Here is a 16288-nt window from a genome sequence, read left to right as displayed (position 1 = left end):
CCTGGGATGCGGCGTGGCCTTCATCATCACCCCGGTGGCACCGCTATGCTAGGGCGACCCTCCCGTGCCGATGCGTTCGAAGGAACCGCCATGCGCCTCATCCACTTGCTGCTTGCCGCAGCCATGCTGTCCATACCGGCCTGGCCGGTCGCGGCGCAGACGCTGCGCGTGATGAGCTTCAACGTGCGCCTGCCCAGCCCCGACGACGGTGCGAACCGCTGGGAGCTGCGCCGCGACCTGATGGTGCGCACCATCCGCGAACAGCAGCCCGACCTGATCGGCACGCAGGAGCTGTACAAGCTGCAGGGCGACTATCTGGTCGGCAAGCTCACGCATTACACCTGGTTCGGGCGCGGCCGCCGCGGCGACGACGGCGACGAGCACATGGGCGTGTTCTACCGCACCGACCGGCTCAAGCTGGTGGAGTCCGGCGACTACTGGCTGTCCGACACGCCAGACGTGCCCGGCAGCATCAGCTGGGGGCATCCGTTCCCGCGCATGGTGACCTGGGCGATGTTCGAACTGAAGTCCAGCGGCCAGCGCTTCTACTACGCCAACACGCACTTCCCCTACCGCGACCAGGACGAACCGGCGCGCACCCGCGCGGCGCAGGAAATCCTCGGCCGCCTCCAGGCCCTGCCCGCGGCGCTGCCGATCGTGCTGACCGGCGACTTCAACACCGCGCCGGCCAGTCCCGCGCATGCGCTGCTCACCGGACTGCTGCACGACGCCTGGCTGGACGCCACCACCCACAGCGGCCCGGAAGCCACCTTCCACAATTTCACCGGCACGCCGGACCGGCGCATCGACTGGATTCTCTACCGCGGCCTGCACGCCGACACGGTGCGTACCGTCACCACGCAACAGGACGGCCGCTACCCGTCCGACCACTTCCCGGTAGTGGCCGACCTGCGCTGGCCGCGGCACGATCGGGCGCACTGAGGCGGCGGCTCAGTCAGTAGCTGCCACCGCAGACTGCGCCGGCAATCCCTCATCACGCGCCGTCACGCGTTTCCCGCAGGCGCAGGATGAACACGAGCACCGGCGCGGCCACACCCGCCAGCGCCCACGGCAACCACGCGTGCTCGCGCAGCAGCCAGATCGACGTGCCCATCGACAGCACGATCAGCACGACCGCGCTGAACTTGGCCCGCCGCGGAATCGTGCGCTCGCGCTCCCAGCGCTTAATCGCCGGCCCCAACCGCGGCCGCGCCAGCAGCCAGCGATGCCAGCGCGGCGACGCCCGCGACCAGCAGGCAGTGGTCAGCAGCAGGAACGGCACCGTCGGCAGCACCGGCAACACCGTGCCGAGCACGGCAAGCGCCAGTGACAGCGCACCGGCCGCGAACAGCAGCCCGCGCACGATACGGGCTCGGCGCGGTTCCGGGGAGACTGGACGCGGCGTGGACAAGAAGCGGACTCGTGAAGAGAGGCCGACTCACTCTAGCGCATGCCGATGAAATGGATCAGCAGGGTCAAGAGATCTTGATCGGCACGCCGCCATGCGGGTTATTCGAGTTCAGTGGTTGCTACCGATCCAGAGTCCGCGTTGGACTAAGTGAACCCGACCCCGTTTTCCGCCCCGCTACTCAAAGCGGAGGGACGTCGCTGGCACCGGCAGTGGCGCCAATTTTGGCGATGATCCACTTGCGCGCAATACCCGTGATTAGGCTTTGGGCTTCGTGGGTATCCATGGGGCTTCCAGGCGCCTTGTACTTGCGCGCGCCATGCCTGGCGGTGACGCCTGCGACTAACGGGTTGTTGGCGGTCGCATGAAAGCGTTTGAGCGAACGCGCGTCGATCCAGCCCGTCGCAATTAGCTTGTCAATGCCACCGGCGTCGTGCTCAATGGCCTCGATGATGCGGCCCAGATTGCTCCAGTCGTCGAGGGGGCCCCGGAGGTACTGCTGCACGTCTGCGACGACCTGCTCCTCCTGCACCAGAGCCCGCCATGCGCGGAGCCCCGGACCGAGATCCGGCTCCTGGAAGACGCCCTCGTCATCACCTAGCCTGATGCCGACGAGTCGTGCGGAGACCACCAGTCCGTCCGTAATCGTCGCATAGTGCACCTTCGGCTTGTCTGGCTCTTCTCGGCTGATGTTGCCGACCGCGATCTTCCAGTGCGTAGCCAGGAACAGTCTCGCGTATCCGTTCAGATAGCCGACTTCCCGTTGCGCGATGGTCTCGGCTGACTCGTAGTCATCGACCTGCGCGAAGAGCGCCGAATCGAGCCGATAATGTCCACTGACGAGCACTATGGGGCCTTCGCCGCGACAGCTCGCTTCCAGCTCGCACAGGCTGTGCTGGTCACCATTGAGCTCCACTATCCACGTCATGTCACCACCCCCGATATCCGATCGACCTACGACGCGAAGGTCATCGGCGGCCGGGATCCAACCCGGCCACCGATCAGCTCGCGCGATCACAGCTGTTTGCGCAGTTCCTTCAGGCGCTCAAGATAGGCTCCCGCGTTCTTCCTGCTTCCCCATGGCGGGCACCCATCGTTGAAGAGGAATGGTTGCGAAGCCGTCGGGTGGGCGAAGAGCTGCCAGCTATCGACCTTCAGTGGCAGCCATAGCTGAGGAAATTCCTCGTACTCGACATAGCTTTCCGACGTCGATCCCTGAGGCTTGTAGCCGCGGTTGACGAGGATGTGCGTCGTGCCGTTCACCCCGATCGCTCCGTAGGGCAACCAGTGGCGCATCTCCCAGTAGGCGACCGACTTCGTGCTCAGCTGGAAACGCGGCTGGCCGAGGATTCCTTCGACGTATGCAATGGCGAAGTCGACGGCGTTCGCTGCGCTGGCGAATTTTGCGTCCAAAGCCTGCACGCTATCGCGCGCGATCTGCGACTGCGTTCGGCGCTCTGCCCTAGAGTGTGGGTCGGGCACTACACGCATGGATTGAGCGATTTCTTCCGGACTACGTCGGAAGAACCAAGGCTGTGGTCTATCGGAAGGGAGGCAGCCGTTCTTCTGCAGCAGCGACCAATTCCGGTACCCGTACTCCGCGGCAATCTGGTCGAACGCCTTGGCCAGGGCCATACCGCTCATGCGCGCGCGCTTCCTGGCGTCGCGACGCATGGCCTCCACCTCATGGGCGGTAAATAGCTTCAACATGTTTGTCGTTTCCAAATGCAGTGCCGCAACCGACTGTGCGTCCACACACAAGCTACGCGGCAAGGATCCGGAAATCGCGTAGTGAAGCCACGATGTCGATACGACTTCGCCAGTGTGGACGGGCGGGCCGACGCGACGGCCTACGTCTAAAGTTAGGTAGCCGTCATACGTCTGTCAACGATTAGGTGGATGCGCTCGCGCATGGCCTGGCCCAGGCATTCGGCATTCTCGCCGCAGGCACCGCGCCCCGGAGCATTCGACCTGCACCTGTTTCACCGCACCGGCGCTGCCCCACGCATCGCACAAAAAAACCGCCCGGATCGCTCCGGGCGGCTTCGTATCCAACGGATGGTCCCGGATCAGTCGACCGCGGCGTCCAGCCCGCGCCGCTTCAGCAGCGGCTCGATCTTCGGCTCCTGCCCGGTGAAGTCGCGGAACAGCTGCAGCGCGTCCTTGCTGCCGCCGCGCGACAGCAAGGTGGCACGGAAGCGGTCGCCGTTGGCGCGGGTCAGGCCGCCGTTCGCCTTGATCCACTCCACCGTGTTCGCGTCCAGCACCTCCGACCAGATATAGGCGTAGTAGCCTGCCGCGTAGCCGCCCATGATGTGGCTGAAGTACGGCGTGCGGTAGCGCGGCGGCACCGGCGCGTAGTCGGTGCCGTTGGCCTTCAGCGCGACGGCCTCGAACGCCACCACGCCGCCGGCCGCGGGGATCCTGTCGACACCGATCTGGTGCCAGCTCTGGTCGAGCATCGCCGAACCGAGGTACTCGGTGGTGGCGAAGCCCTGGTTGAACTTCGCGGTGGCCAGCACCTTGTCCAGCAGCGCCTTCGGCATCGGCGTGCCGGTCTGGTAGTGCCTGGCGTAGTTCGCCAGCACGCTCGGCCAGTCGGCCCACATCTCGTTCACCTGCGAGGGGAACTCCACGAAGTCACGCGGCACGCTGGTGCCGGCGAAGTACGGGTACTGCACGTTCGAGAACATGCCGTGCAGCGCATGTCCGAACTCGTGGAACATGGTGGTCACCTCGTCCCAGGTCAGCAGGGTCGGGCCGCTGGCCGGCCTGGTGAGGTTGAGGTGGTTGGCCACCACCGGCAGGTGGCCGGTCAGCGCGGACTGCTCGACGTAGGCGTTCATCCACGCGCCGCCGCGCTTGGACGGCCGCGCATACATGTCGGCCAGGAAGATCGCCAGCTGGCTGCCGTCGGCGTTGTACACGTCGTAGACCAGCACGTCGGGGTGGTACACCGGCAGGTCGGTGCGCTGCTTGAAGCTGAGCCCGTAGAGCTGGCCGGCGGCGTGGAACACGCCGTTCTCCAGCACGTTCTTCATCTCGAAGTACGGCTTGAGCTGGCTCTCGTCGAAGTCGTACTTCTCCGCGCGCAGCTTCTCGGTGTAGTACGCCCAGTCCCAGGGTTCGAGCGCGAACGTCGGCTCGCCCTTCGCCGCCTGCTCCTTGTCGATCATCGCCTGCAGCGCCGCACCCTCGCGCTTCGCGTTCGCCACCGCCGGCGGCGCGAGGCGGGTCAGCATGGCATTGACCGCTTCGGGCGTCTGCGCCGTCTCGTCGGCCAGCACGTAGGCGGCGTAGCTGGGATAGCCGAGCATGGTCGCCTTCTCCGCACGCAGCTTCAGCACCTGCGCCACGATCGCGGTGTTGTCGTACGGGTTGCCGCGGCTGCCGCGCGCGATCGACGCCTGGTGCAGGCGCTGGCGCAGCGCGCGGTTCTGCAGCTGCGCTTCCGGCGGCTGCCCGGTGGTGTTGAGCAGGGCGATCACGTACTTGCCGTCCAGGCCCTTCGCCTTGGCCGCGGCCCCGGCGGCGCCGATCTGTTCGTCGGTGAGGCCGGCCAGTTCTTCCTTCGTGTCGACCACCACGGCCGAGTCGTTCACCTCGGCCAGCACGTTCTGGCTGAACTGGGTGCCCAGCTTCGCCAGCTCGCCGTTGATCGCCTTCAGCTGCGCCTTGTCGGCGTCGGACAGCTTGGCGCCGGCGCGCACGAAGTTGGTGTGGTAGCGCTCGATCAGGCGCACGCCCTCGGCGTCCAGACCCAGGCTGTCGCGCGTGTCGAACAGCTGCTGGATGCGCGCGAACAGCCGCGGGTCCAGCGAGATCGCGTCGCGGTGCGCGGCCAGCTTCGGCGCGTACTCGGCCTGCAGCGCCTTGCGCGCGTCGTTGGTGTCGGCGCCGACCAGGTTGAAGAACACAGTCGAGGTGCGGGTGAGGATCTGCCCGGATTTCTCCAGCGCGACGATGGTGTTGTCGAAACTGGGCGCCTCGGCGTTGCCGCCGATTGCCTGCACTTCCTTCAACTGCTCGGCCATGCCGCGGTCGAAGGCGGGCGCGAAATCGCGGTCCTTGATCCGGTCGAACTGCGGGTAGTGCAGCGGCAGCGGGCTTTCGGCGAAGAATGGATTGCCGGCGTCGGTGGCCACCGCATCGCGGTGCGCCTGCGCCGGGGTGGAGCTGTTCTTGTCGCTGCCGGCATCGGTGCAGGCGGCCATGGAGCCGGACAGGGCAATGGCCAGGGCCAGCGCGATCGGATGCTTCATCGGTACGGATCTCGTGGTGGGGTAAACCCCGATCCTACCCAATGCGCCGCGCTTCCATGCATGACGAAAGCCATGCTTCGCGGCGACGCGTCGCGACCACCCGCTGACGCGGCATGGCCGCGGTTTCAGCTCGCCGACGCGACCGGAACCACCTGCGCCGCCGGGTTCGCATGGGCCAGCTGCACCGAGCCGGGGGTGGCGGTCAGCATGGCGCCCATGACCAGCGCGCACAGCGCGAAGCAGACGACGAACAGGCTGACCAGGATCTGCGATTCGAATTTCATGACGTGTCTCCGCGGGTGGGTGAATGTTCCCTGTGATGCAGGGAGAGCAATCCCCGTGCCAACCCGCCACGAAGCGCGCCAGGCCTTGTCCTGCCTGCATCGGGCCGATGCGCACGCGACGCCGGCAGGCTGTCCGCGGACAGCCGCCGCGCCACAGCGGACAGCCGGACAGCTCGCGCGCGTCTATGCCGCCAGCCACTCGCGCAGCGCGCGGGTAACCGCCGCGGGTTGCTCCATCGGGCTCATGTGGCCGCTGTCCTCGACCACCACCAGGCGCGCCTGCGGCATCAGCGCCGCCATCGACTGGTGCAACGCGGGCGGCGTGAGCACGTCCTGCCGACCGCACAGCACCAGCGCCGGACAGGTCAGCGCGCGCAACGCCGCCGCGCCGTCTTCGCGCCGCATCGCGTTCTGCCGGATGAACACCTCGCGGCCCTGGCGCAGCGTCATCGCGTTGATCCGCTGCGCCAGCGCGGTGTCGTGCAGGCGTTCGGCCGCGATGAAGCTCGGCAGCAGCCGTTCGGTCATGCCGCGGAACTCGCCGGGCAGGCTGACCGAGCGGTTCGCCGCGCGCCGCTGCGCGATGCGCTCGGGCGTATCGGCGTGGAACGAGGTGTCGAGCAGCGCCAGCCACGCGATCCGCTGCGGCGCCTGCCGCGCGATTTCCTGGGCGACGTAGCCGCCGAAGGAGAAGCCGGCCAGCGCAAAGCGCGGCGGCGCCGCGTCCAGCACCTGCTGCGCCAGCGCGGCGATGCTGTCGCCGTGACCGAGGTCAGCCACCGTGCATGCGGCGATGTCGGCCAGGCCGGTCAGCTGGTCGCGCCACAGGTCGTCGTCGCACAGGAATCCGGGGAGCAGCCACAACGGCTGCCGAGGGTCGCTCACGCTCATGTCCACCGATCAAAAGGAGGACATTATCGAGCACATCGCGCCGCGCCCTGCAGCCCCGCGTGCGACGCAGCTGCGGCAGCGGAGCGCGACCGCGCACAGGCGAGCCTTGGCTCGCATCGCCTCTCAGCTGGCATCGCCCCAGGTCGCCTCGATATCGGCCTTGACCAAGTCGTCGAGCGCCGACGGCGGAACGTCCTGCATGCCGTAGAGGCAGCCATGCCGCATGCCGGCGTAGTCGCCGTCGCGGCGAAACGTCGCCGTCCAGATGACGCGCCCGGCACTCGCCGGCGCGTGATCGCCCTGGTAGGTAAACCCGTTCTTCGTCTTGCCGGAGACCGTGCCCATGGCGGGAACCTGCTGGCGTGATGATCCGCCCCTGTCACCGCGACAGGGCGGATGACCCGATCGCGCCGCCGCGCCCGGGAACGCATCGGCATGCCGACCGTTGCCCGGGCCGCGCGGCGGCGCCGTGCAACGGCCTGGCCGGTTCAGCTGACCTTGATCTTGTGCGCACTGCCGTTCGACTTCTTCGGCAGGCTCAAGGTGAGCACGCCGTTGTCGTAACGGGCGTCCGCCTTGCTGTCGTCGATGTCGTTGGGCAACGTGAAGGCGCGATAGACGCTGCCGTAGTAGCGCTCGGTGTACAGATCCTTCCGGTCATCGCCCTTCTTGGTGGTTTCGCGTTTCACTTCGGCGCTGATCGCGACCTGGTTGCCATCGATCGAGACCTGGATGTCGTCCTTGCTGACGCCGGGCACCTCGGCCTTGACCAGGAACGACTTGTCGTCCTCGGAGACGTCCAGGCGCATGTCCGGCGCCGTCGTCTCCAGTTCGCGCCAAGGCGCGCGCTGGCGCAGACCGCGAAACATGTCCTCGAAGGTGAGCAGCGGATCGAAACTGGTCACGGCCTTGACGGGATTCCATCGTGCAATGTTTGACATGGGCTGATCCTCGACACACAAGACGCCCCGCTTCAGCCACCCCCTCGCGGAAGCCGGGCCAACCCGCTGCACGCGCACGCACCGCATGCGCACGAAGCGGCACCATGTTTGAGCGTACTCGCCGGCCACCGGGTGGTATTGACCGAGGTCAACTCGCATCGTGCCAGGGTGCGACGTCGTCGCCGCCGCGAAAACGCGGCCGGGCGCAAAAGCGTCCGGCCGCGGCTGACGCGTTGGCGGCCGACTCGTGCCCCGCGCGGCGAGCACGGCCCAGGCGTTCAGTCGGCCTCGTCGCGAGCGTACTTCTCGTGCAGCGCCACCGGCGCCAGCGCTCGGTTCGCGCGCCGGCGGATCGCCAGGTTGACCAGCTCGACGAATACCGAGAAGGCCATCGCGGCGTAGATGTAGCCCTTCGGAATGTGCTGGCCGAAGCCGTCCGCCATCAGCACCAGGCCGATCATGATCAGGAAGCTCAGCGCGAGCACCTTGACCGTGGGGTGGCGCTCGACGAACTCGCCGATCGGTCGCGCGAACGCCAGCATGAAGCCGATCGAGGCGAGGATCGCGGTGACCATGATCCAGCGCTCGTCGACCATGCCGACCGCGGTGATGATGGAGTCGAGCGAGAACACGATGTCCAGCAGCATGATCTGCGCGACCACGCCGCCGAACGTCGCCGCCGCCGTGCCGATCGTCACCTGCTCGGTGGTCCCCTCCAGCTTCTGGTGAATCTCGTGCGTGGCCTTGCCGATCAGGAACAGCCCGCCGCCGAGCAGGATCAGGTCGCGCCACGAGAACGCATGGCCGAACAGCGAGAACAGCGGCGCGGTCAGCCCGACGATCCACGCGATCGCCAGCAGCAGGCCCAGCCGCGTGACCGCCGCCAGCACGATGCCCGCACGGCGCGCCTTGTCGCGCTGCGCGGGCGGCAATTTGCCCGCCAGGATCGAGATGAAAATGATGTTGTCGATGCCGAGCACCAGCTCCAGCGCGGTCAGCGTGGCAAGGGCGATCCAGGTTTCGGGGTTGGCCAGCAGTTCCATGGGAAGTCTCTTCGGTGGATGGGGTTCGGCACCGGCGGAAGGAGCCGGCCGGCGCACAGGATGGAGCCGGCGCGTGTCACGGTGGCGGGTGGACGTCCATGGGCATGCGAAGGCTCCGGCAAGTCTCGAAAGGCCACGGCCAGGGGCATCGGTGATGGACGCGCCTTCGCCGTGGAACGGCGAAGGTCTTGCTCGCAAACCAGCGGGTGGCTTGCTGCTGCACCGGAGCGGAAGCTCGTCATGACGGCGACAGCGATTGGGAGCTACTCCCCTTCTGCGGCGATGCTAGCACACGCGCATGTCGCGCAATGCGGTCCGCGCCGGCCACCCCGGCATGTCCGCAAGTACCCGTTCGACGACAGTCGCCGCACCATTCGGCGGCAGCGGGAAATCAGCCGGCGTCGACGGCCGCCAGCGGCGTGTCACCCGCGACGACATCGAGCGCCTGCAGCGAGACGGTCTTCTTGCCGCCGTGCAGCGACTGCCCGCCGACTTCGCCAAAGCCCAGCCGCGCGTGGAAACGCGCGGACGCCGGGTTGGGCGGTTCGAGGTCGAACTCGCAGGTGATCCACGGCACCGCATCGCGACGCGCCTGCACATGCAGCTCGCGGTACAGCACGGTGCCCGCGCCGCGCGCCTGCGCGTCGCCCGCCACCACCACGCGATCCACGTACAGGAAGCGCGGATAGCGCTGCGCGAACCAGCGGTAGTTGGGGCTGTCGTAGTCGGCGCCTTCGCGGAAGGCGAGCAGGAACGCCGTCACCCTCCCCTCGACCTCGGCCACCCGATGCCACGCCGCCTGCGCATGCAGCCGCGCCAGCCGCGCGGCATCGAGCGGACTCAGCACCGCCACGAACGCCTCGTTGAGGGCGAGGATCGCGGGGAAGTCGGCGGGGGTGGCGTCGCGCGACATGGTCAGCGATGCCGCCGATTCATGCCGGAATTTCCACTATCAACGCGGACAGGTCGGTCACGCCAACGTCGATGCCGAGCTGGCTGAACAAGGCGGTGACCTGGCCGCGGTGGTGGGTCTGGTGGTTGAAGACGTGACGCAGCACCAGCCCGAACGGCTTGCTGTGCGGCTCGCCGGCGCTGTTCACGTAGCGCAGCGGAAGGGCATACAGGTCGTCGCTGGCCTCGCCGGTGAAATCCACGATCGCCGCGTCCATCGCGTCGCGCTCGCCGCGCAGCTGCGCGAGGCCAGGAAACGTGATGCCGCGGACCGGCTCGGGCAGTGGCAGCGCACGCACGTAGTCGAGCGAGGTCAGGCCGGGCATGGCCGCCGCGAAGCGCTTCAGCCAGTGCGTGTCGGCGACGAGGATGTGTTCCAGCGTGGCGGCGATCGAACCGAAGAACGCGCCGCGGTCCGCATGCCACTGCGCCTCGTCCAGCTGCGCGGCCGCCGCAAGGAGCCGCGCATTCATCCACTGATTGTAGCGGGCCATCAGCTCGAAGTCGGCTTTGAGCGACATGCCCGTCTCCGCCTCAGCCGGCCCCGTGCGCCAGCGCGTAGTCGATCGCCGCGCACACCGCCACCGCCTGCGCGGCGTTGCACTGTGCGGGCGTGGCGCGCGGGCTGTCGGGGTAGACCTCGGTGGTGGTGCGGTACGGCGCGTCGGTGATGCCGGCGCACAGGCCCAGCTTGCGGCAGTCGTACTCGATCACGCCATGCGCCACCACCGGCGAGCCGATGATGGTGCCGTCGGGGTCGGCCGGTGCGATATGGGTGACCTTCGCCACCGCGGCGATCACCGCCTGCTGGAACGCCGGCTGCGGATTGGCGCTGTCCGCGCACAGATAGAAACCATCGGGAATAGTGCCCGGCTCGTACGGCTTGCCGTCGCGCGCGGCCAGCGCCGGGCGGAACTCGCTCTCGTCGCTGTCGGTGGTTTCGTGCAGGTCGATATGCATCCGCACGCGCTCGCGCCACGGCGCGACCAGCCGCATCAGCGCCGCCGATTCCTGCGCCGGGCTGTCGGCGCGGAACGAGCGGTTCGGGTCGAGCGCATCCGGATTCCAGCGATGGATGCGCTCGTAGCCCCACGGGCTCACGCAGGGCGCCACCAGCAGGTTGATCCGCCCCGCGTAGTGCGCCGCGTGCCGCTCGACGAACTGCAACGCGCCGTGCACGCCGCTGGTCTCGTAGCCGTGCACGCCGCCGGTCACCAGCGCGATGGGGAGTTCGTCGCGCCAGTCACGGCTTTTGATCGCGAACAGCGGATAGCTGCCGGAGGGATAGTCGAGCCGGCCGTAGTCGGATACGTCGAAGCGCGCGCGCAGGGTCTCGATCAGGCTCGCCACCTCCGCCGCGTAGCTGCGCCTGACGGCCTGCCTTGAGCGCCACACCGCCACGTCCGCCCCGCCCCAAGGCTGTCCGGGAGTGCCGATGGGGTAGAAGGCCGGGCTGGTCATCGCGGTGCTCGCTTCGTGTGGCAAGGGGGAGCGGAGCACTGTAGCACCGGGCTCAACCGGCGCCGCCGCCGGGCGGCGTCCCGGCCGGCGCGGTACTGGCCGGCGACGCAGGCGCCGCATTCGCGGACCGCTCCGGCCGGCGCGGCTTCCACTCGAACGTCGCCACGCTCTGCGCCGGCAAGGTGTAGTGGAAACGGGTCTGCTCCTGCACCACGGTGACGCGGCGCGGCTGCGCCTCGCTGTTGACCATCACCAGCACCACCGATCCGCCGGCGGCGTTCTGGAACGCCACGTTGGCGAGGCCCTTGTCGGTATCGCTGGAGCGTACCCGCACCGCGCCGGGCAGCACGAAGCGGCTGAAGTGCGCAAACGCGTAGTACTCATCGTTGCGGCTCACCTCGCCGGTGCGCGAGTCGATCGTGACCACGCCCTTGCACAGGTCGCAGCCGCCCAGATGCGGGCCATGCTGCTCGTCCAGCGCCAGGTTCCAGTACACGATGCCGCGCGCCCACTGCCGCAGCCCGACCAGCAGCAGGTCGCGCGTGAACCACAGCAGCTCGCCGTTCCTGGCCGACTCCCAGTCGCCGCCGGAACACTCGGTGATGTAGGTGTCCTTGGCCGGAAACGCGCGATGCACCTGGCCCTGCGCATACGGGCTGCCGCTGTAGCAGTGCCAGGCGATGCCGTCGACGTAGCGCTCGGCGTCGAGGTCGCCCAGCACGCCCAGCGGCTGGTCCGGCTGGTCCCAGTTGTGGTCCCAGCCGAGGATGAGCGTCTTCGGGCTGCGTTGCGCCAGCGCCGGACCGAGATACTGCGCAATGATGCGCGCGCGCGTGGCCGGGGGCAGTTCCATGCCCGGGTAGGTCAGCGGCACGAAGGCCGGCTCGTTCTGCAGGGTCAGCGCGAAGATGGGGATGCCGTAGCTGCGGTAGGTGTCGACGTACTTGACCAGGTAGTCCGCGTAGGTGCTTTCGAACTGCTCCAGCAGGCCGCCGCCGATCAGGTTCGCGCTGGTCTTCATCCACGCCGGCGCGCTCCACGGCGAGGCGATGATGCGCAGCTGCGGGTTGACGGACAGCGTCTCGCGCACGCTCGGTATCACGTCCTGCAGGTTCGCCGCGACATTGAAATGCAGCAGCTGCGGATCGGTGTCGCCGGCGGGCAGGTCGTCCAGGGTGTAGGGCTGCAGCGAGAAATCCGAGGCGCCGATGGTCAGCCGCGTCATGTTGAAGTTGAGCCCGGGCGGCGGGCCGAACAACTCGCGCAGCAACGCGGCGCGCTGCGGCGCGTTCAGCCGGTTCTGCAGCAGCCACGCCGAGGAGTCGGTCAGCGCCGCGCCGAAGCCGACGATGGACTGGTACTTGCGGTCGATGTCGACCACCACGTCGGCGGACGACGGCTCGCCGGCGCTTGGCTCGATATCGGGTTGCCGCGCCAGGCGCAGCCGGCGATCCGCCGTGCTCAGCCACAGCCTGACCGCGGCCTCCGGCGGGGGCGGTACCAGGATGACACCGCCTTCCACCGCGAAGTGCACGCGCGGGGGCACCAGCGCCAGCCATGCCAGCAGGGTGATCAGGGCGAAGGACGCAAGAGCCAGCCAGCCGGGAACACCCGTACGCTCATCCCTCATGCGCGCAAATCCCATCAACCACCTTGCAGTTCACTGGCGACAACCTCACGATCACGAAGCCCCCCTGGCTCGCGCAGGACATATCTGCGAAGAGTGCAGCGAAACCGGGGGTCGCGTCGACTCGCACAAACGCGCCTCCGTCTACCCGGTGCGTCTCCCGCGGGCGCAAGCCGACGTGTCCGGCAAGGCCGGAACGGAAAGCATCCTGACACCGTTTCGGCCTGGCTGCCGCCGAGCGCAGGGCCGCACTGCCGGAAAAAGGAACCCGATCGCACTTTCGCGCGGCGGAACCGCCGCTGGCATGGCGTCGCCCCGGACGCGCGGAGCGCGCCGGACCGCCTATCGCTTCGCCAGCCGGTACGCCACCGTCTCCAGCGCGCTCACCCCTTCGGCGGCGAAGCCCGGCTGCTGTGCGAGGATGTCGCATCGCTCCAGCGTCGCCACCGTCCAGTCGCGGCCATACAGCTCGCGCACCTCGGCTTCCGGCACCGGAAACGGCGGACCCTGCTTCTCGTGCGGCGGATACTCCAGCGTGACCAGCAGGCCGCGACAGCCGGTCGGCAGCCGTGCGTGCAGCTCGCGCACGTAGCGACGGCGCAGGTCCGGCGGCAAGGCGATCAGCGCGGCGCGGTCGTACACCGCCGCACAATCGGCAAGCGCCGCGGCATCCAGCTCGAACACGTCGCCGCAGATCAGCTCGATCTCGCCGGCCACGTGGTGGGTGCCGTAGCGCGAGGCATGCACCTGCGGCGTCAGGCCGTGCTCGTCGAAGAACTGCGCCACCGCCAGCGGCGACAGCTCCACCCCCAGCACGCGATGCCCCTGCCCGGCCAGCCACAGCAGATCCAGCGACTTGCCGGCCAGCGGCACGAACACCTGGCTGCCCGGCGCCAGTGCCAGCGCCGGCCAGTGCCGGAGCAGCTGCGGCGTCGGTGTCGCCTGGTGGAAACCGGTGCGGCCTTCGCGCCAGCGCTGCAACCAGAACTCGGGATCCATGGGGTCTCCTGTCGACAGGTGGACCACCAGGCAGGCATCGTGCGGGCCTGCCGGCGGCGTAACGGAAATTCGGGCCTTGCCGGCCCGCGCCGCGCGGCCGTCTAGAGATTGTCCACGCCCCGGCGCAGCCACAGATCGATCAGCGATTTCTCGTAGCGCAACGAGTCCTGGTCGATCGGCGAGCTGCTGCTGAGGAAGGCCGCGTTGCGCAGCTTGCGCTGGCCCTGGCGCAGCACCTTGCCATCGGCGCCGTACAGGGTGAAGTCGAGGTCGATGCGCGGCGGATAGATGTCCTTGACGATGCGCACGTCGTTGAAGTCGGGGCCGCGCCAGGGTTCGTAGGCGCCGGCGCGGACCACGTCGGTCACCTCGATCTCCAGCCGCTGGCCCGGCGCCAGGATGCGCGCGGCGCGCTGCACGATATGCGCCTTGAGCGGCACCAGGTAGGCGTCGGGATTGACCAGGTGCACCCCGCGGCTGCGCGTCGCCTCGGTGAAGTGCTGCGGGTCCTTGTAGCGCACACTGACGGCCTCCGGCGTGGTCGCGGCCTGCGCGACGGCGGCGGCGAGGGCAAGGCAGGCCAGGCACAACAGGCGCAGCAGCGGAGAAGATTTCATGACGGCTCTCCCGCAACGGGTCGGGCGGCCGGGACGGACGGGTGTCGCGGCCATGACGCAGCGGACAATCAGTATACGTCCGCGCCAGCGCGGGGCGGACAACGCCGCGGCGGCGATGTTCCGGTTTTCCTGCGGCGGCCGCGGGCCGGCGTCGCCCGGAAAAGCGAACCCGGCCAGCCGGCCCTGTCTGCGGATTACTTGCCGCTGTTCGCCGGTGCCGGCTCGAGGTTGAAGCTGAGCGTGCTGATCTTGCCGTCCAGGCCGTGCACCACGTCGCTGGTGAGGTCGTTGCTGGTGTTGCCGCCGAGCACCGCGTCGCGGTTCAGCAGCAGGCTGCAGTGATGGCTGGCGTAGGAACTGGCGATGATCGGCTGCGCCTGCGCGCCGATCTGCGCCATGACCTTGGCGCGGGTGAGCTGGATGCGCTCGCCGATCTGGTTCACCTGCGCCTGGTAGCCCTGCATGCGCTGCTGCAGGGCCTGGCCCTGCTGCTGGCGCTGCGCCTCGGTGAGCGACGCAGCCTTCTGCTGGAAGGCCTGGACCTCGGCATCCAGCGGCTTGCGCTGGTTCTCCAGCAGCGTCTGCTGCTGCGTCGCCAGCTGCTTCAGCCGCTCGCTGGCCGCCTGCCCCACCTTGGACTGCGCGAACACCGCCTCGCGCGAAAGCATGCACACGCCCGGCACCGGATTGCCGCCCAGCGCATTGTTGGCGGGCGCGGCGGTCTGCGCCGGCGCCACGGGGGCAATGGAAAGGCCGGCGGCAGCAGCCAGTACGGCGGCAAACAGCGAACGATGCAGGTTCATGGGAAGGTATCCGATGGTCAGGCCTGGAAGTTCCGCGGCCCGGTGGCCCACGGCGACATACCAGCATACTCGCCGCCGGCAGTCGCCGAGAAAGAGCGCGTGGCCAATCACGTCGAGCCGCGGCCTGCGAGCAGCGCATTCAACCAGCCGCACCCTGTTGTCCCTTGGCTTGCGACCTCGCCGTGCGGACGCCGGGCATCCCCGTCAAAGGTTGCCGCAACGACCCGTGCGGTACCGGCGTGGCCCGGTTCGCTGTCGGGAGGTTGAATCAGCGGCTGGGCGGGAAGCCGGTGTTCGGTGCGGGAGCGGCGGCGCTGGCGCAACAGGGCGCCAGCGCCGGCCGCCGTTCGTCAGCCCTGGCGATAGCGCTGCATCTTCTCGGCGGTGCCGCAGGTTTCCATGGCGCACCAGCGGCGGCGCTGGTTCTTGCTGGTGTCGAGGAACAGCCAGCCGCAGGAGCGGGTGTTGGCGCAGCGGCGCAGCCGCGAGGCGTGCGGATCGCCAAGCAGGTCCAGCGCATCCAGCGCGATGCGCTTCAGCGGCAACCGCGCGTCGCGGGCATCGGCACGCCAGTGCAGTTGCCCGTCCGCGCCCAGCGATTGGCCTTCCCAGGCCCGATGCAGCCAGCGATCCAGGCCGCGCAAGGCGTCCGCAGGCAGCGGCAGATCGTCGACCCGCGCGGCGAACAGCGCATGCAGGTGTCGGCGCAGGGTTTCCACCTCGCGCATCAGCGCCGCGCGCTCGCGTGCGGTGCGCGGCACGCGAACGCCATCGTCCGGGCGCAGCGCCCCGGCACGCGCGCACCACTCCACCAAGCGGCGCGGCTGCTGCAGGTAATCCTCGACCTCCACCGCGCCACGGTCGTGGATGGTGTTGACGAAATCCAGGCACAGGCGCCCCCCGTCCAGCCGGATGGCGGCAATCGGCCGTGGCGGCAGATGACGGTTTTCGGATGGCATGCGGTTCTGCTCGATCCTCCGGGCCGTGACCTTCGGACTACC

At 68.5% G+C, this 16288-nt stretch carries 18 protein-coding genes; 1 reads left to right on the top strand and 17 read right to left on the bottom strand.

The features are described from left to right. The first annotated feature begins 90 nt into the window (after positions 1-90). A complete protein-coding gene (locus R2APBS1_RS02195; RefSeq protein WP_015446695.1) occupies positions 91-942 on the top strand; it encodes an endonuclease/exonuclease/phosphatase family protein in 852 nt (283 codons plus the stop codon). A 52-nt stretch (positions 943-994) separates the two neighbouring features. On the opposite strand, the gene R2APBS1_RS02190 is transcribed toward R2APBS1_RS02195, so the two are convergent. The 17 genes from R2APBS1_RS02190 to R2APBS1_RS19260 all read right to left on the bottom strand — a co-directional run bounded on the left by R2APBS1_RS02190 (position 995) and on the right by R2APBS1_RS19260 (position 16246). Beyond that, positions 995-1363, bottom strand: a complete 369-nt coding sequence (locus R2APBS1_RS02190) for a YbaN family protein (RefSeq protein WP_015446694.1) — start codon at positions 1361-1363, stop codon at positions 995-997. A gap of 226 nt (positions 1364-1589) precedes the next feature. After that, positions 1590-2336 (bottom strand): hypothetical protein, encoded by a 747-nt coding sequence (locus tag R2APBS1_RS02185; RefSeq protein WP_015446693.1) that lies wholly within the window; start codon positions 2334-2336, stop codon positions 1590-1592. Between the two features lie 86 nt (positions 2337-2422). Next, the gene (locus R2APBS1_RS02180) at positions 2423-3118 is read right to left on the bottom strand and encodes a hypothetical protein (protein ID WP_007511687.1); all 696 of its coding nucleotides are present in this window, start codon (positions 3116-3118) and stop codon (positions 2423-2425) included. Between the two features lie 359 nt (positions 3119-3477). Then, complete coding sequence (locus R2APBS1_RS02175) at positions 3478-5670, bottom strand: M3 family metallopeptidase (RefSeq protein WP_015446692.1); 2193 nt, start codon at positions 5668-5670, stop codon at positions 3478-3480. Positions 5671-5795: 125 nt separating this feature from the next. Next, entirely contained in the window at positions 5796-5954 is a 159-nt protein-coding gene (locus R2APBS1_RS19995) for a hypothetical protein (RefSeq protein WP_015446691.1), read from the bottom strand. A gap of 183 nt (positions 5955-6137) precedes the next feature. Further along, positions 6138-6845 (bottom strand): alpha/beta fold hydrolase, encoded by a 708-nt coding sequence (locus R2APBS1_RS02170; RefSeq protein ID WP_007511691.1) that lies wholly within the window; start codon positions 6843-6845, stop codon positions 6138-6140. 123 nt (positions 6846-6968) lie between these two features. Next, complete coding sequence (locus tag R2APBS1_RS02165; RefSeq protein ID WP_007511693.1) at positions 6969-7190, bottom strand: hypothetical protein; 222 nt, start codon at positions 7188-7190, stop codon at positions 6969-6971. Positions 7191-7333: 143 nt separating this feature from the next. Continuing rightward, entirely contained in the window at positions 7334-7786 is a 453-nt protein-coding gene (locus R2APBS1_RS02160) for an Hsp20/alpha crystallin family protein (RefSeq protein WP_007511695.1), read from the bottom strand. A 278-nt stretch (positions 7787-8064) separates the two neighbouring features. Beyond that, a complete protein-coding gene (locus R2APBS1_RS02155; RefSeq protein ID WP_007511697.1) occupies positions 8065-8829 on the bottom strand; it encodes a TerC family protein in 765 nt (254 codons plus the stop codon). Positions 8830-9220: 391 nt separating this feature from the next. After that, positions 9221-9742, bottom strand: a complete 522-nt coding sequence (locus R2APBS1_RS02150) for a GNAT family N-acetyltransferase (RefSeq protein ID WP_015446690.1) — start codon at positions 9740-9742, stop codon at positions 9221-9223. Between the two features lie 19 nt (positions 9743-9761). Beyond that, a complete protein-coding gene (locus tag R2APBS1_RS02145; RefSeq protein WP_015446689.1) occupies positions 9762-10301 on the bottom strand; it encodes a DinB family protein in 540 nt (179 codons plus the stop codon). 13 nt (positions 10302-10314) lie between these two features. Then, positions 10315-11241: a M14 family metallopeptidase gene (locus R2APBS1_RS02140; RefSeq protein ID WP_015446688.1), complete on the bottom strand. Its 927-nt coding sequence runs from the start codon at positions 11239-11241 to the stop codon at positions 10315-10317. Positions 11242-11293: 52 nt separating this feature from the next. After that, on the bottom strand, positions 11294-12871 hold the full coding sequence (locus R2APBS1_RS02135) for a glycoside hydrolase family 30 protein (protein WP_007511706.1): 1578 nt from the start codon (positions 12869-12871) through the stop codon (positions 11294-11296). A gap of 339 nt (positions 12872-13210) precedes the next feature. Further along, positions 13211-13867, bottom strand: a complete 657-nt coding sequence (locus tag R2APBS1_RS02130) for a thiopurine S-methyltransferase (RefSeq protein WP_015446686.1) — start codon at positions 13865-13867, stop codon at positions 13211-13213. A gap of 101 nt (positions 13868-13968) precedes the next feature. Then, complete coding sequence (locus R2APBS1_RS02125) at positions 13969-14484, bottom strand: DUF3016 domain-containing protein (RefSeq protein WP_015446685.1); 516 nt, start codon at positions 14482-14484, stop codon at positions 13969-13971. Between the two features lie 194 nt (positions 14485-14678). Further along, on the bottom strand, positions 14679-15287 hold the full coding sequence (locus R2APBS1_RS02120) for an OmpH/Skp family outer membrane protein (protein WP_015446684.1): 609 nt from the start codon (positions 15285-15287) through the stop codon (positions 14679-14681). A gap of 350 nt (positions 15288-15637) precedes the next feature. Further along, complete coding sequence (locus R2APBS1_RS19260; protein ID WP_015446683.1) at positions 15638-16246, bottom strand: CGNR zinc finger domain-containing protein; 609 nt, start codon at positions 16244-16246, stop codon at positions 15638-15640. Positions 16247-16288 lie beyond the last annotated feature (42 nt).

The organism is Rhodanobacter denitrificans, from assembly GCF_000230695.2.
Taxonomy (GTDB): domain Bacteria; phylum Pseudomonadota; class Gammaproteobacteria; order Xanthomonadales; family Rhodanobacteraceae; genus Rhodanobacter; species Rhodanobacter denitrificans.
Note: the sequence above shows the minus strand (reverse complement) of the source record. Positions and strands in the feature narration are given on the sequence as shown.

Coding starts and splice junctions, on each gene's coding strand:
- R2APBS1_RS02185 (WP_015446693.1), bottom strand. CDS start 2,336: ATGACGTGGATAGTGGAGCTCAATGGTGACCAGCACAGCCTGTGCGAG.
- R2APBS1_RS02170 (WP_007511691.1), bottom strand. CDS start 6,845: ATGAGCGTGAGCGACCCTCGGCAGCCGTTGTGGCTGCTCCCCGGATTC.
- R2APBS1_RS02135 (WP_007511706.1), bottom strand. CDS start 12,871: ATGAGGGATGAGCGTACGGGTGTTCCCGGCTGGCTGGCTCTTGCGTCC.
- R2APBS1_RS02180 (WP_007511687.1), bottom strand. CDS start 3,118: ATGTTGAAGCTATTTACCGCCCATGAGGTGGAGGCCATGCGTCGCGAC.
- R2APBS1_RS02160 (WP_007511695.1), bottom strand. CDS start 7,786: ATGTCAAACATTGCACGATGGAATCCCGTCAAGGCCGTGACCAGTTTC.
- R2APBS1_RS19995 (WP_015446691.1), bottom strand. CDS start 5,954: ATGAAATTCGAATCGCAGATCCTGGTCAGCCTGTTCGTCGTCTGCTTC.
- R2APBS1_RS02195 (WP_015446695.1), top strand. CDS start 91: ATGCGCCTCATCCACTTGCTGCTTGCCGCAGCCATGCTGTCCATACCG.
- R2APBS1_RS02150 (WP_015446690.1), bottom strand. CDS start 9,742: ATGTCGCGCGACGCCACCCCCGCCGACTTCCCCGCGATCCTCGCCCTC.
- R2APBS1_RS02155 (WP_007511697.1), bottom strand. CDS start 8,829: ATGGAACTGCTGGCCAACCCCGAAACCTGGATCGCCCTTGCCACGCTG.
- R2APBS1_RS02145 (WP_015446689.1), bottom strand. CDS start 10,301: ATGTCGCTCAAAGCCGACTTCGAGCTGATGGCCCGCTACAATCAGTGG.
- R2APBS1_RS02140 (WP_015446688.1), bottom strand. CDS start 11,241: ATGACCAGCCCGGCCTTCTACCCCATCGGCACTCCCGGACAGCCTTGG.
- R2APBS1_RS02125 (WP_015446685.1), bottom strand. CDS start 14,484: ATGAAATCTTCTCCGCTGCTGCGCCTGTTGTGCCTGGCCTGCCTTGCC.
- R2APBS1_RS02165 (WP_007511693.1), bottom strand. CDS start 7,190: ATGGGCACGGTCTCCGGCAAGACGAAGAACGGGTTTACCTACCAGGGC.
- R2APBS1_RS02130 (WP_015446686.1), bottom strand. CDS start 13,867: ATGGATCCCGAGTTCTGGTTGCAGCGCTGGCGCGAAGGCCGCACCGGT.
- R2APBS1_RS02175 (WP_015446692.1), bottom strand. CDS start 5,670: ATGAAGCATCCGATCGCGCTGGCCCTGGCCATTGCCCTGTCCGGCTCC.
- R2APBS1_RS02120 (WP_015446684.1), bottom strand. CDS start 15,287: ATGAACCTGCATCGTTCGCTGTTTGCCGCCGTACTGGCTGCTGCCGCC.
- R2APBS1_RS19260 (WP_015446683.1), bottom strand. CDS start 16,246: ATGCCATCCGAAAACCGTCATCTGCCGCCACGGCCGATTGCCGCCATC.